The organism is Aquisalinus luteolus (assembly GCF_009712425.2).
In the GTDB taxonomy this organism is placed as follows: Bacteria; Pseudomonadota; Alphaproteobacteria; order Caulobacterales; family Parvularculaceae; genus Aquisalinus; species Aquisalinus luteolus.
In genome coordinates, this window is record NZ_VCJR02000001.1 from 994,634 (window position 1) to 1,008,001 (window position 13,368).

Genomic DNA, 13,368 nt, shown 5'->3' on the forward strand with positions numbered 1-13,368 from the left:
GTCGAGCATCGAGAGGGGATCACATGAACAACAAATTTCGAACCGCCATCGCCGCATCGGCTTCGGCACTCGCGCTGGCCTGGGCCGGCGCAGGCATCGACACGGCCCATGCGGCAGCCGAAGACACCGTCGCCATCGAATGGGACATGCCGGCGCAGCCACTGACCGACGCGCTGATCGCCTGGTCGGCGCGCTCGAACTTTGTCGTTCTGATTGAGGATGACCTGACCGCGGGCCTGCAGAGCCCGGCGCTGACCGGTGCCTATACGAGCCGCGAAGCGCTGGAGCGATTGCTTGCTGCCAGCGGCCTTGCCTACAGGATCGAAGACAATGGCACACTCATCGTCACGCCCCGGCTGCAGACCGCGTCCATGACCCTGCCCGTCGACAGCGGCATTGCCCTCGGCGCGCGTTCTTCCCGGCAGGTCGATAGGGTCGAGGAAAGGGCGGATCGTCCCGAGCAGGATCGGGGCCGAGAGGAAGAGGACGCCTCGGCAATGGCCGACGAGATCGTCGTTACCGGCACGCGCATTCGCGGCACGCCGCCGACCGCGCCGGTTCACGTCGTCACCCGCCAGGAAATCGAACGCTCCGGATACGGTCAGATCGGCGATGTCGTGCGAAGCCTGCCGGAAGTGTTCGGCGGAGGGCAGAATCCGAATGTTATCGGCGCGTCGGCGAACAATCAGGCCAATCAGAACCTGACCAACGCCTCGTCGGTCAATCTGCGCGGTCTCGGCCCGGATGCCACGCTGGTGCTGGTCAATGGACGTCGCCTGCCCAGCGACGCCCAGTTCCAGTCGCCGGACATCTCGGGGATACCGCTCGGGGCCGTCGAACGCATCGAAATCGTCACCGACGGCTCGTCCGCCCTGTATGGCTCCGACGCCGTGGCCGGGGTCGCGAATTTCATCCTGCGTGACGACTTTGACGGTCTTGAGCTTGCCGCGCGGCTTGGCGGCGCGACCCAGGGCGGCGGATTCGAACAGACCTATTCCGGCCTTGCGGGGGTCGCGCGTGAGGACTGGCACGCGCTGGTCAACCTCGAATATGCCGATCACGATGGGGTCACGGCGGGGCAGCGGGACGTGACCTCGGATGCGGTCCCGGAAGTCGACCTTCTGCGGCCGGAGGAACGGACCTCGCTCTTCGTGAAAGCGGGTGTGGATCTCACGCCCCGCATGACCGCGTCCCTGGACGCGCTCGCGAGTCGGCGCGAGAATCGGTATGTCAATCAGAGCTACACCGCCGGCACGCAATCGGTTTCAAAATCGACGTCGCCCTCGGGTAGCATCGCTGGTGCGCTCGATATTGAGGTCACGCCGGAATGGGACCTTAACGTTACGGCGGGCGCGGCTACAAGTCAGCATGATCTGTGGACCGAGACATCGTCGCGACGCCATACGCGTAATGAGAACGATATCGTCTATGCGGAGGCAACGGCGCGGGGCGATGCGTTCGCCATGCCCGGCGGCAATATAAGGATTGCGGTTGGTGGCGGGTGGCGCGCCGAGAATTACGATCAATCGAGCCGTACGAGCACGACGACCATAGCTGGCGACCGGACGGTGCACTATCTGTTCGGCGAGGCGTATGCGCCGCTGATCCGGCCTTCCGACACACGGGTCGGCGCGCATGAGCTGAGTGTGAATCTGTCGGGACGCTATGAGGAGTACAGCGACTTTGGCACCTCCTTCAATCCGAAAATCGGGTTGCGCTATCTCCCTTTCACGAACCTCGTCCTGCGCGGGACATGGGGCGAATCCTTCAAGGCCCCCAGCTTCGTCCAGCTCTATGCGACACGGCCTGCCTCACTCTATCCGTCCTCTGCTCTGGGTTATGGGGGCGGCGGAACGGCGATCTATGCGACCGGGAGCAACCCGGATCTTTCGCCCGAAGAGGCGACGTCCTGGACGCTGGGGGCGGACTATACCCCGGGCAGCGGCGACGGGCCGCGGATTTCCGCGACCTATTTCAATATCGATTATACCGGGCGCATCGCTCTTCCGGTCCAGCCGGCATCGCGCGGTCTCGCCAATCCGGAATTTGATGCCTTTGTTCTGTGGGATCCGACGCCGGATGAGTTGAACGAGATCATTTCCAACTCCACGACATTCAATAATGTAACGGGTGCGCCATACGACCCTGCGACGGTCGTGGCGGTCCTGATGAACCGCTACGCCAATGTGGCCGCCCAGAAGATCGACGGATTTGACCTGTCCTATCGTCAGACTTTGGATTATTCGAAACATTCGTTGAACCTGTTCGCCAATGCGAGCTGGCTCGACATCACCCAGCGCACGCTGCCCGACCTGCCGGAGCGGCAGATTTCCGGCACGATCTCAAATGCGCCCGAACTGCGCAGCCGCGCCGGCGTGACCTATGAGCGTGGCGGCGTTTCGGTGACCGGCATCGTCAACTATGTCGACGGGTCCATGGATGTCGGCGTGACGCCGTCCCGGGAGATCGCGTCATGGACGACCGCCGATCTCACCATTGCCTATCGATTTGCCGGTAGACGCGAGGAGGGAGGTACGGCGCTCTCTTTGTCGGTCACCAATCTGTTCGATCAGGATCCGCCTTACGCTGAAAGTCCGTCCCGGCTCTATCAGGGCATCACTTTCGACAGTGCCAATAGCTCTGTGCTTGGACGGTTTGTGGCCGTTTCGCTGCGTCAATCTTTCTAGTTTGCCCCGGATCCAACAGGAAGTTCACATGTCCCGTATTGTTTTTGCCGCCATCTGTGCAGCCATTGCGTTTTTGCGGGCAGCTGCCGTCGCCCAGCCCACCCCGGAAATGCTGGTTGAAGTCGTTGACATCACCAGTCTTGCGGTCAGTCCTGACCTGAACAGGGTCGCGTTTCGGACCGAGCAGGCGTCGATCGCCGACAATCGATATTTCACGACCTGGTATGTGCAGGATGTTAACGGGTCCGGCCCGCCGGTGGCTGTGGCCGATGGCGGTGAGGCGATCCGCAACCAGGTCGGTGTGACGGTACCAGAGCCACCGGTGTGGTCCCCGGATGGTCGATATCTGTATTTCCGCGGACTTTCGGAGGAAGAAGTCCAGGTCTGGCGGGCCGATATTGGCGCTCAAACGGCGCAGCGGATGACCGATGATCCGGCAAATGTCGTCTCCTTTTCGATCGCGCCTGATGGCCAGTCTCTGACCTATGCCGCCGGAGCGACCCGAGCCGACATCAGAGCCGCGGAACGGGCGGAATATGACAGCGGCATATTGATCGACGGCACGATCCCGGTCGGACAGCCGCTCTTCAGATACGCTCAAGTCGATGGCCGTCTGGCGACGCAGCGTTACACTGGCAACTGGATGGAGCGTCGCGGTCTCCTCGCCGATGAGGCGCTTTCCTACCAGTCGCTCGATCTTGTCACCGGCCGGGTCCGGGCGGCGCCGCCACCAGCTGCTGCCGAGCCACAGGGCGTGACGCGAGAGACTGGAGTGCGTGCCGTTTCACGGGAGGGCGAAGTCGCTTTCCTGGACGAGGACGGGGTCTTGTCAGTCGAGGGTGGAACGCGTGATTCTGTTCGGTGCACCGACGCGATTTGTGCATCAAGCGACATCGACGCCCTGGCCTGGCGGCCCGGCGGCAGTGAGGTGATCTTCACCGTCACCGACAGGGAACGGGGTTATGCCCAGTCGCTCTACGCATGGGACATAGAGGCCAATGCGACGCGTCTTGTGGTTCACACGAAAGGTATTGTCGGCGATGACGGCTATTCGCTGGATCGCCCATGCGCCCTTGCAGCGGAGGTAGCTCTATGCACGACAGCCTCCGCGGCGGTCCCACCCCGCATCGAGCGCATCGATCTGGATACCGGTGCGCGCCAGATCCTGTTTGAACCGAATACCGGCTTGATCGAAGCCGGTCTGCCGGAGGTCGAATTCCTGACATGGCGGGATGCTGGCGGGAATCGCTTCTCGGGGCAGTTTTTTCCCGCGGTGGCGGAGGGTGCGGGTCCCACGCCGCTTTTCATCACCTATTATGTCTGCCGGGGGCACTTGCGTGGCGGGGTTGGCGATGAATGGCCGCTGGCATCTCTCGCCGCGAACGGAATTGCGAGTCTCTGTATCAATCGTCCTGCTCCTGACTATGAGAACAGGGATCAGCTGGACGACTATCGGATGGCCCAGAGCGGTGTCGAGGCAATCATTAGAGACCTGGCGCGGACGCATAACATCGACCCTGAGCGCGTCGGCATGGGCGGCATGAGTTTCGGTAGCGAAGTCGTCACCTATATCAGCGGTCACTCCGATCTCCTCGCTGCCGCTTCGGTTTCGTCTTCGGCGGTGACGCCGATCTACTATTGGATGCATTCGTTGCAGCCGGACTTCGCCGATCGTTTGAAGCGCTCCTGGCATCTGTCATCGCCTGACGACGCGTCACCATTGTGGCGGGAACTGTCACCGGTATTTCATGCCGAGGCCTTCCAGGCGCCGCTATTGATGCATATGGCGGAGCAGGAATATCTTGGCGCGTTCGAGTATTTCGCTCGTATTCTGAATGCGGGAGGAGCCGCAGAAATGTATGTCTTTCCCCACGAGCCGCATATCAAGTTCCAGCCTCGACACAAGCTGGCAATCTATCAACGCAATCTTGACTGGTTTCGGTACTGGCTTCTGGACCGGATTGATCCTTCACCGGAGCGACGCGACCAATATTTGCGCTGGGAGCATCTGCGTGAGCGCGTGGGAACGGATGCTGCAGAGCCGGAAAACCCCGGTTAGGTTGCGGTCCATTGCTGCGCCCACGCCTCTGCACAAGCAAGGCGCAACAGCCTACTGAACGAGATGTCGCGCGGTGGAATGGGCGAACTGAGATAGTCTTCGATCAGACTCACATTGAACAGCCCCTTGCTGGCGAGCACGCCATCAAGGAGCATGTCCTTCAGAGCAGCCCGGTTGTGTTCGAAAATCATCGCATTGAAACTACGAAAATCGCCCTTCGTCGTCCGCCCGATAATATCGGGGGGCAGGAGGTTTGCAAATGCGTCGCGCGCGACCGCACGGTTTCGTCCGCCGGAAACGCACATCCAGCTGGGTGTCCTGAGACTGAGCTCTACAAGCGGTTGTGAGAGAAGCGGCTGACGAACAGGAGCGACATGGCTGCGATCCTTTCCTTCAATGCCGTCGTGAGAAATGACCAGGGAGATCACCGTTTCCAGCTTTCCTGGCCAGACGCCTTCTGGCGGCTCGAGCCAGGGGTGAAAGTCTGGCTTGTCGAAGATGACGTCTTTTGAAAGAAAATCCTCGCTTCGTTTCCAAACTGGCGTGTTTCGACGCAAGGACTTGCGAATTGCGAGCTTTCCGGCAGACCATGCGCTGGTCTGGTGCAGTGCCGCCAAATCGTCGAGAGTGCGGAAAAACGACCGGCCCGGGCCCTGCGCGCGCAACAGATCGGCGGCGGGAGCTGATGTTCCGTAATATCCAAAGATGTTGTCCCCGCCGCTTCCGGCGAAAAATGCTTGTGTATCGTGGGCCCGGCCGGCTTTCGCGAATGCGGAGTCAGCCAGACGCTGCAGGACCCGCCAGCTTGGCCGCGGGAACCGTTGTTGCGGCAGATGCGCGATGTCGGCATTCTCGACGCTCAGCGGCAGGATTTCGTGTTGTGCCCCGATGTGATCGGCAACACGCCTTGCATACCGGCTTTCATCCGCATTCGGATCCGGCGTTACCAGGGTCGCGCAAATAACCTCAGAACTTCCCGGCGCCAGGCAGGCGGCAACGATGGAGGAGTCGAGACCACCTGAAAGCTCGAGCAGAATTTTCGATGCCATTGAAGACCAGGACGCCACGCAGTCCATTGTTCCTTCGCGCAGGCGCGTGATTGCCTCGTCCCGACATCCAAGTTGCTGTTCTGGCGCTGCGAACGGCCAGGGTGTCCAGACCGAATGCACTGTTCGCGACCCGCTCTTGTGCGAGACGCTTGTGCCGGGCATCAGCTCTTGAACGCCTTCAAGGCAGGTCTGTTCGGTGCGCAGGGAGTCGAAGACCAATTGATGGGCAACCTGCCGCCAGTCGATCTTTGGTCTGAACAATCGAACTGCCAACGCTATTTCCACGTCGGAGAAATATGCGGTAACACCATTCAATTCGACGACATAACATGGGATCGTCCCTGTCGGATCGCGCACGACAAGCAGGTCTGTCTGAGGCGGGTCGGTGACGAAGGCGAGATAGCCTCCCCAGTATTTCGAGATGAAAGTCTTGCCATAGGCGGCGGCGATGTCAGCGATCCGGTCTGGCGACACCGGGCCTCGACTGCCACGCTCGAACACCGTTCCCAGGACGGCGCCTCTATTGCACGGCAGGGATAGTGCCGGAAAACCGTCATTGGCGAGAAGCACGAAGGACGACGATTTACAGATCGGCAGCATGTTCATCTCATGTGCTGCGGTATGTACAAACTCGTCGACGCGGCGGGCCGGTTGATTGCCTTCTGACCAGGTCAGAGCAAGGTACTGAGCGACGGTCATAGGGTCTGCACAGGCGTGAACGTCCGGGCGTGATCAACTGCCTCGTTCAGCAAGCAATCGGCCGATTGTACCCAGCAATGCGCTTCAAACGGATTGAGCTTTATACCGATAACAAGATCAGCGGCTATGGACTGACCGTCCAATATTGCCAATAGCGCGAGAGAATCCGGCAAGCATTCCGGCGAGAAGGGCAGGCGCCGGCGGAGCCGGTTGAAACGTGCCGCGAGTGCGATCGCTTTTTCCGGTTCAGTCAGCAATCTTGCGCGCGCCTTGCGTCGGGCATTCAGCAGCTTCGACAAGGGCAGACTCGCGACTTTTCGTCGACAGCGATGCATTGTAACGGCGACGCCCAACAAACTGCAGCCTTTGGTCGCGCCTCTCTCCGGGCTCTCGATCACGCTTCTTTTGGGGACGTCAATCGAAGCGGGCGTGAGGGGAGTTGCGCCCCAATCTCCTTCAACAATGATCCCGCGCTCAACAAGGGTGTCCGTACTGTCCGGGTCGCAAGCGCCAGTGTCGGTGAATTGCCGGAATGCTTTGGACAGTTTGGCGCTCAGTTGAAAGTACCGGTCATGACGCTCGTCAAGAAAGACGGCATGATTGTCGCAAAAGCAGAAAGCCAGCTGGTCGCGCAGTATGTGGTGCATGGTCGTTTCCCGGCGGAAGGAGGACGCGGGTGTCACCCGCGCCCTCTCGAGCCTGCTTATTCAACGAGCGAGCTGTCGACCTGGAACTGATCGATCTCCTCGGGAAGGTTCGCCCGTCCCTTGGTTTCGACGCTGGCGACGCCGAGCTCGATGATGTCGGCATCATCCTCGATGGTGTGGTCGTGTGTGTTGAACTCCTTCATGACTTTCTCCTTTCAGTGTCGCCATGGGGATCATGGCAGGATCGAGTCTATGCGCCGGGGACGACTATTCCTAAGCAATCGTCGGATAATCGCCGGAATATTGTCCTGTAGATTCAGATGGTTGGTCTGTGCTGAGAATATTCTTTGTAGATATTGTCCGTATAGCGGATTTGGGGGCGGTCACGGGTGGTCAGTGCGGGGGCCGGTCTCGCGATGGTGCAGGCGTGTGAGCAATTTCGGCGCCAGGCGGATGCGGCGGCGGTGATAGGCGCCGATGAGGCGGTCCAGCTCGGTGTAGTCGCAGGCTCCATGCGCCTGGAGGATGCGGCGCAGCTCTGCCTCGCCATTGGCGATCAGGGCGCTTTCATGGGCTCGCACCGGTCTGAGTCTCAGGGCGATGTCGGCGAGCGCCGCGCTTAGCCGGCCATTGTTGCCCAGATGCATGATCTCCAGGAACGCCGCCTCGGTGCGTTGCCGGAGTGTGTGCTCTTCATGTGCCGGAGTGGTCGGGGAGGGGGCGGGCGATTTTTTTGCGCCTGGCCCGCGCGCAATGGCGAGCCCGAGCAGCGCTGCACTGGCGTCGTAGAACTCGCGAAGCTCCTGCTCGCTCAGATATGGCGCGAAGAAGCCTTCATTTGACTGCGAGACGATGAGCCCGGCGCCGACCAGCCGGTTGAGGGCGTTGCGCACAGGCGTCGGGCTGACGCCGTCCCTCGCGGCGATCTCGTTGACGTCGATCCGGCTGCCGGGACTGAACGCGCCTGTCAGGACGCGATCCATGAGCGTGCCATACAGGCTTTCGGTTATCGATATGCGCCCTGCCATCGGCCTCACTGTGTTGCTGTGCCGTTGACCTGCCATCGGTCTGTTTTGCGCCGGCAGCGTCTGTCCGGTGATGGCGAAAATTAACCGGTAGTTTGTATTAGCGCTTCAAGATTCTACCGAAGATAGGTACTGTGTGCGCTCAAAGGGCTCTCCTGACTTCCCGCTCGCGTTGTATCCGGTTCCGTCTTCATTGCGATCATTCCTTGGCGCGGCGCCGTTTCAAGCCGCCGGAAAAGAGGAGCGACAGATGTCCCGACTCAAAACCGTCCAGGCCTTCGTGGATGAAGCAAGACACCTGCGCCGGCCATCCGACCTGCGCGCGCTGCTGGCCTGTATCACGATGGAGATGGGGTTCGACTATTTCGCGCTCATCCATCATGTCGATCTGACCGGTTACAGCCAGGCACTGACGCATATGGAGGAGGGCAGGCTGGTCGCGCTCGCCACCTATCCCGAAAGCTGGGTCGAGCAGTATATTGCCGGCAATATTGTCGCCAATGACCCGGTGCTGCTGGCGAGCCAGCGGACCAATATCGGCTTTTGCTGGTCCGAGATCCCCGAACTCATTCCGGTGACCCCGGCTCATATCGACATCCGTGAGCAGACGATCAGGGCCGGGATCGATGATGGCTTCACCGTACCGGCCCATGTACCGGGCGAGGCCAATGGCAGCTGCAATTTCGCGATGGCGACAGGCCGCGACCTGCCGGGCGCCAATCTTGGGATGGCCCAGCTCGTCGGCGGTTTTGCCTTCCAGGCTGCGCGCGCCATGGTCGTCAACGCCTGTCCGGACGCAAGACTATCGGACAAGGGAGCGTTGACGCAGCGTCAGCTCGATTGCGTGCTGCTCGCCGCGAAGGGCAAATCCGATTGGGAAATCGGCAGGATATTGGGAATCTCGCAGGGGACGGTGAAGCGTCACATCGAGGCCGCGCGTGAGCATTACGAGGTCGGCAGCCGCATGCAGGTCGTCATGCGGGTACTGTTCGAAGGCCGGATCGGGCTTGTCGACGCCCTGCGCTAGGACCGTCAATGTGCCGATCGGCACAATGACGCGGCGCCCTGAACAAGCGACCTTCCATGGGGTAAAACATGGAGGGCCATATGCTTCGCCTCATCGACCGGCACAATGCCGACAATCATACAGAACTCCTGCGATCGATGCATCGCGACCGCAAGAGACTCTTCGTCGACATTTTCGACTGGGACCTCGCCCATGAGAATGGCGAGGAGCGTGACGGTTTCGACGACGGAGACGCGGAATATCTCCTGCTTTCCGACGAGGCCGACCGGCATGTCGCCTCGCTGCGTCTCCTGCGCACGGACCGGGCGCATCTTCTCGATAGTCTGTTCCCGGAACTGTGCAAGAACGCCATACCGCGCGGCGAGCGGGTGCGGGAGATTACGCGGCTATGCCTGCCCTTGCGCCAACGCGAACGGGTCGAGGCGCGCAATATCCTGGCGCGCGGCATTATCGATTACGCCGCGAGCGCCGGTGTGACGAGCTATACGGCCGTCTGCCACATCGCCTTCATGACCGACCTGCTGTCGGCCGGCTGGCGCTGCACGCTGCTCGGCATGCCCGCCACGATCGATGACGCGATGGCCGGCGCTGTCCAGATTCACATGGATGACGACACGCCGTCCCTGCTGGATCGCAAATGGCAGTGCGAACCAGCGGCGCCGCGCCTGTCCCTGTCCGGATCGCGGCTTGCCGCCTGATCAATGGGAGATAGTCACATGCCATCCATCACCAGCATAGACGAGAATCTTGCGGCCGACATCAATGTCGACCGGCTCGCTGCCCGGCTTCTCGCCGAGGGGTATCTGATCGTGCCGGGATTGCTCGATCCGGGATCGACGGACCTTCTTTGCGCCGACCTCGATGTTCATTTCGAGGCGGCGGCGTTCGGGCGGGGCCTGTTCTACGGCGCCGAGACCAAACGCTTCGGCGGTTTGTTGAAGCGCTCGCGCCAGTCGCAGCTTCTCGCCCTCCATCCGGCGGTCCTCGCCGTCGCCGAACGTGTTCTGGGATCATGGTGTCAGTGCCTTCAGCTCAATCTGACCCAGGCGATCGAGATCCATCCAGGCGCCCGGGTCCAGGCCCCGCATCGCGACCAGGACATGTGGGCCGGGCCCAAGGGTGAAATGGAATATATGGTCAATGTGATGTGGGCGCTCGACGACTTCACCCACGAGAATGGCGCGACACGGCTGTGGCCGGGCAGCCATCGCGCCGACCCGCAGGCGTTGCTGCCGGACGGGGAGGCCGTGTCGGCGATCATGCCGCGCGGCTCGGCCTGCCTGTTTCTGGGTTCGACACTTCATTCGGGCGGTGCCAATCGCAGCGCACAGCCCCGGCGCGGACTGATCATGTCCTACTGCCTCGGCTGGCTTAAGCCCTGGGAAAATCAGTGGCTCGCCTATCCGCCGCCCATCGCGCGGCATTTCGAGCCCGAACTGGCGGCGCTTGTCGGCTACCGCCAGCATCTGCCCAGCCTCGGCAATTATGAAGGTCAGTGCCCGAGCGTCCTGCTCAAGGACGGTCCGGTGCCGGATCATCTTGCCTTCACCGACGCGCTGAAGGAGGAGCATTACGCTCTGATGCGCGATTATTACGCCGCCCTGGACGACGAGGCCCTGGCGTCGAAGAATCCGCCAAGCGAGGGCCGGGCCGCAATTGGAGACCGCGATCATGGCGGGCCATCGCTGGCGGGACAATGAGCTGATCGACTTTGCCGGCACCGGATCTTCGCGCGGGTTTGTGCCTTCGGCCCGGCTTGAGGCGGGCGGCGTGACGCTCGCCCGCGGGCAGCTGGCGGCCAATGACGGCGTCGCGCTCGGCGCGGCGCAGATCACCATCGCCGTGATCGAAAGCGCTTGCGTTTCCCTGGAATGGTATCCTCCAGGCACGGATCCGCAGCGTCACTTTCTCTTGCCGAATTCGGCGCAGATCCTTTCGGCGGGGCGTCCCTGCCGGTCACGTTGGGCCGGCAGGCCGACCATTCTCGCCGTCGCCTTCGATGACGCCCTCATTGAGCAGTTGCGCATTGAGACCGGTCTGCAGGATGAAACGCCCGTCGGCTCGCGATTGGGTCTGCGCGACCCGGATATCGACACGATCATTGCCAAGCTGCGCCTGGAGCTTGATTTTGGCGGATGGTCCGGACGCGGCTTTCTCGCCTCGATCGGGATCGTGCTCGCTGTCCATTTGTTGAGACACTATCGCGGCGGCAGACCTGCCCACACAAGCGGCGGGCTCTCGGATCGCCGCCTGCGCCGCGTGGCTGGTTTCATCGAGACCCATCTGGGTGACGAGATCAACCAGGCAGAGCTCGCCGGGCTTGCGGCGCTGAGCCCCCATCATTTCGCGAGTGCCTTTCGCCGATCGGCCGGTGTCGCGCCGCATCGCTATGTTCTGGAGCGCCGCATCGCCCACGCTCGCGCGCTGCTGGCCGGTTCCGAGGCGACCATCACGACGATTGCCCATGGGCTCGGCTTTGCCAGTCATGGGCATTTCTCGGAGAGTTTCCGGCGGATGGTCGGGGTTACGCCGTCACGGTACCGGGAACGCAGACGATAGCGGGCCGACTCGTCGTTTCATCGAACAGGGCGATTGCCGGAGTGCCCGGGAGCCGGTTCGGAATGTAACCTTCGTAGAGCATATTATGGGTTAAATGATAAATGAAGGTAGCAATCATGCCGACGCTCATTGTCCGCCCCTAGCGCTTCGCCGGGCACTGAAAAAGCGCGGGGACGATATATTCGACGCCCGGAAGCGCAGAAAACTCTCCGCTCAGGTGGTAGCGGAGCTAGCGCTTACGTCGCGCAATACACTCAAGCGCACCGAGGAGGGTGATCCGGCTGTCAGTATCGGTATCTATGCCTCGGTGCTCAATGCGCTTGGCCTTCCGGGCGGTGTCGGCGAGCTTGCCGATGCCGCACGCGACAGGCTCGGGCTGGAGCTGACAAGCCCGTCGGCCAGGCGCCGTGCCGGCGCGCGTCGCGGGCAGGAGACATAATGGCCGATCCCGTGGAGGTCCATGTCAGCCTGCCGAGCGGCACCCATCGCGTCGGAACGCTCCATCGCGCGCCGTCCCGGGGTCGCGAGACGGTCAGCTTCGAATATCATGAAGGCTGGCTTGCCAATGAGGAGCGATTTGCGCTTGAGCCGGCGCTGGCTGTCGGCAAGGGACGGTTCTATCCCGATCAGGAATGCGAAATGTTCGGCGCGATCGGGGATTCGGCTCCCGACCCATGGGGTCGCTGAAACCAACACCTATGGCTGAGCATCCGCTGCCCTTTCGCTTACATCGAGCCGTGCCTTCCACGGGTCTTCCCGGCCAATGAATTCACCGTCTGCCTCGATTACGAGAATTTCTTCGCGTTCTCGCTGATATTGAGGCCAGACCGGTAGACCTTCCCCATTGGGATTACCGGACTTGGCAAAGTTGGCCCAGTAACTGTTGAGAGCACGCGCTACATCCTCGTCTTCCGGCGATGGAGTCGATCCCGGCCAGGCGTTGAGCGTGTCGAAGACATAAGCAATTTCCGACCCGTGAGGTGCACCGTTCTGCCAGCGTTCCGACATCGCATCCGGCACATAGCCGAAGCGATAAACGTAAACCGGAGCACCCTTGTCTTCGAATGCGCGTGCGGCAAAACGGGCAGGCTCAGCCTGAACCTTGTCTGTCCCGGCCATGACCAGCAGGGTGGCCAGTTCCGTTGTTCCTTCCGGATCATAGATTTCTGCAGCTTTTTCCGCGTGGCTGAACTGTGAGAAAAGTTCGTCTTTTGTATCGGCACTGATGAATCCGACAAAGTCCGCGCTATTGGCGCCTATAATGAGCGGTACGTTCGCCTGCCTGCCAGCTTCATAGGCGCTTTGCGCCGTTTCAACGACGAGACGACCATCGAGGATCGGTCCTGAATAGGTGATGGGACCGCCAGGTCCTGCAGTTTCCTGACCATTATCAACAATCTCTTCCGCCGAAAGAGCGCGCAGCTTTTCAAGCGCCGCCGCATCCTCACCCACAATATCGTGGCGGCGGGCGAAATTGATGCCTGCCGTTTCCGCAGACACGGGGTAATGCGTGTCGATACCGTCCTCGCTGAGCGGTCGGCCAGTGAGGACGCCGTCCCGGCTGCCACCGGACTGGCTGATTGCCTTGTGGAACAGGCCACGGTCCATCGGAATTG

Annotated in this window: 13 protein-coding genes; 8 read left to right on the top strand and 5 right to left on the bottom strand. The window is 61.4% G+C overall.

The window, feature by feature from the left end; all coding sequences use genetic code 11:
- Positions 1 to 23 precede the first annotated feature (23 nt).
- Both FF098_RS04540 and FF098_RS04545 read left to right on the top strand, forming a co-directional pair.
- Positions 24 to 2,687, top strand: coding sequence for a TonB-dependent receptor (locus FF098_RS04540; RefSeq protein ID WP_155137938.1), 2,664 nt, complete (start codon positions 24 to 26; stop codon positions 2,685 to 2,687).
- A gap of 28 nt (positions 2,688 to 2,715) precedes the next feature.
- Positions 2,716 to 4,746: an Atxe2 family lasso peptide isopeptidase gene (locus FF098_RS04545; RefSeq protein WP_155137940.1), complete on the top strand. Its 2,031-nt coding sequence runs from the start codon at positions 2,716 to 2,718 to the stop codon at positions 4,744 to 4,746.
- Here the strand turns inward: FF098_RS04545 and FF098_RS04550 are convergent.
- From FF098_RS04550 to FF098_RS04565, 4 genes are all read right to left on the bottom strand, one after another.
- The gene (locus tag FF098_RS04550; protein ID WP_155137942.1) at positions 4,743 to 6,494 is read right to left on the bottom strand and encodes an asparagine synthase-related protein; all 1,752 of its coding nucleotides are present in this window, start codon (positions 6,492 to 6,494) and stop codon (positions 4,743 to 4,745) included. The two genes, FF098_RS04545 and FF098_RS04550, sit on opposite strands and share 4 nt — an antisense overlap.
- The gene (locus tag FF098_RS04555) at positions 6,491 to 7,141 is read right to left on the bottom strand and encodes a lasso peptide biosynthesis B2 protein (RefSeq protein WP_155137944.1); all 651 of its coding nucleotides are present in this window, start codon (positions 7,139 to 7,141) and stop codon (positions 6,491 to 6,493) included. Before FF098_RS04555 ends, FF098_RS04550 begins: the two co-directional genes overlap by 4 nt.
- Before the next feature lie 56 nt (positions 7,142 to 7,197).
- Positions 7,198 to 7,344 (bottom strand): benenodin family lasso peptide, encoded by a 147-nt coding sequence (locus FF098_RS04560; protein WP_155137946.1) that lies wholly within the window; start codon positions 7,342 to 7,344, stop codon positions 7,198 to 7,200.
- Between the two features lie 180 nt (positions 7,345 to 7,524).
- Entirely contained in the window at positions 7,525 to 8,169 is a 645-nt protein-coding gene (locus FF098_RS04565) for a GntR family transcriptional regulator (protein WP_166426325.1), read from the bottom strand.
- A gap of 247 nt (positions 8,170 to 8,416) precedes the next feature.
- Between FF098_RS04565 and FF098_RS04570 the strand changes: the two genes are divergently transcribed.
- The 6 genes from FF098_RS04570 to FF098_RS04595 all read left to right on the top strand — a co-directional run bounded on the left by FF098_RS04570 (position 8,417) and on the right by FF098_RS04595 (position 12,439).
- On the top strand, positions 8,417 to 9,193 hold the full coding sequence (locus FF098_RS04570) for a helix-turn-helix transcriptional regulator (protein ID WP_155137951.1): 777 nt from the start codon (positions 8,417 to 8,419) through the stop codon (positions 9,191 to 9,193).
- Positions 9,194 to 9,273: 80 nt separating this feature from the next.
- Entirely contained in the window at positions 9,274 to 9,891 is a 618-nt protein-coding gene (locus FF098_RS04575) for an acyl-homoserine-lactone synthase (protein WP_166426326.1), read from the top strand.
- Between the two features lie 18 nt (positions 9,892 to 9,909).
- On the top strand, positions 9,910 to 10,893 hold the full coding sequence (locus FF098_RS04580) for a phytanoyl-CoA dioxygenase family protein (protein WP_155137955.1): 984 nt from the start codon (positions 9,910 to 9,912) through the stop codon (positions 10,891 to 10,893).
- Complete coding sequence (locus FF098_RS04585; RefSeq protein ID WP_155137957.1) at positions 10,865 to 11,752, top strand: AraC family transcriptional regulator; 888 nt, start codon at positions 10,865 to 10,867, stop codon at positions 11,750 to 11,752. The genes FF098_RS04580 and FF098_RS04585 overlap by 29 nt, the downstream gene beginning before the upstream one ends.
- Before the next feature lie 94 nt (positions 11,753 to 11,846).
- Positions 11,847 to 12,191, top strand: coding sequence for a helix-turn-helix domain-containing protein (locus tag FF098_RS04590; RefSeq protein WP_155137959.1), 345 nt, complete (start codon positions 11,847 to 11,849; stop codon positions 12,189 to 12,191).
- A complete protein-coding gene (locus FF098_RS04595; RefSeq protein ID WP_155137961.1) occupies positions 12,191 to 12,439 on the top strand; it encodes a HipA N-terminal domain-containing protein in 249 nt (82 codons plus the stop codon). The genes FF098_RS04590 and FF098_RS04595 overlap by 1 nt, the downstream gene beginning before the upstream one ends.
- Positions 12,440 to 12,448: 9 nt before the next feature.
- Here the strand turns inward: FF098_RS04595 and FF098_RS17520 are convergent, their stop codons facing one another.
- Positions 12,449 to 13,360, bottom strand: a complete 912-nt coding sequence (locus tag FF098_RS17520; RefSeq protein ID WP_205967383.1) for a carboxylesterase family protein — start codon at positions 13,358 to 13,360, stop codon at positions 12,449 to 12,451.
- Positions 13,361 to 13,368 lie beyond the last annotated feature (8 nt).

Excerpts from the sequence above, each read along its gene's own strand:
- FF098_RS04550 (WP_155137942.1), bottom strand. The coding sequence starts at position 6,494 with ATGACCGTCGCTCAGTACCTTGCTCTGACCTGGTCAGAAGGCAATCAA.
- FF098_RS04555 (WP_155137944.1), bottom strand. The coding sequence starts at position 7,141 with ATGCACCACATACTGCGCGACCAGCTGGCTTTCTGCTTTTGCGACAAT.
- FF098_RS04575 (WP_166426326.1), top strand. The coding sequence starts at position 9,274 with ATGCTTCGCCTCATCGACCGGCACAATGCCGACAATCATACAGAACTC.
- FF098_RS04590 (WP_155137959.1), top strand. The coding sequence starts at position 11,847 with ATGATAAATGAAGGTAGCAATCATGCCGACGCTCATTGTCCGCCCCTA.
- FF098_RS04580 (WP_155137955.1), top strand. The coding sequence starts at position 9,910 with ATGCCATCCATCACCAGCATAGACGAGAATCTTGCGGCCGACATCAAT.
- FF098_RS04545 (WP_155137940.1), top strand. The coding sequence starts at position 2,716 with ATGTCCCGTATTGTTTTTGCCGCCATCTGTGCAGCCATTGCGTTTTTG.
- FF098_RS04570 (WP_155137951.1), top strand. The coding sequence starts at position 8,417 with ATGTCCCGACTCAAAACCGTCCAGGCCTTCGTGGATGAAGCAAGACAC.
- FF098_RS04540 (WP_155137938.1), top strand. The coding sequence starts at position 24 with ATGAACAACAAATTTCGAACCGCCATCGCCGCATCGGCTTCGGCACTC.
- FF098_RS04560 (WP_155137946.1), bottom strand. The coding sequence starts at position 7,344 with ATGAAGGAGTTCAACACACACGACCACACCATCGAGGATGATGCCGAC.
- FF098_RS04585 (WP_155137957.1), top strand. The coding sequence starts at position 10,865 with ATGGCGGGCCATCGCTGGCGGGACAATGAGCTGATCGACTTTGCCGGC.
- FF098_RS04565 (WP_166426325.1), bottom strand. The coding sequence starts at position 8,169 with ATGGCAGGGCGCATATCGATAACCGAAAGCCTGTATGGCACGCTCATG.
- FF098_RS17520 (WP_205967383.1), bottom strand. The coding sequence starts at position 13,360 with ATGGACCGTGGCCTGTTCCACAAGGCAATCAGCCAGTCCGGTGGCAGC.
- FF098_RS04595 (WP_155137961.1), top strand. The coding sequence starts at position 12,191 with ATGGCCGATCCCGTGGAGGTCCATGTCAGCCTGCCGAGCGGCACCCAT.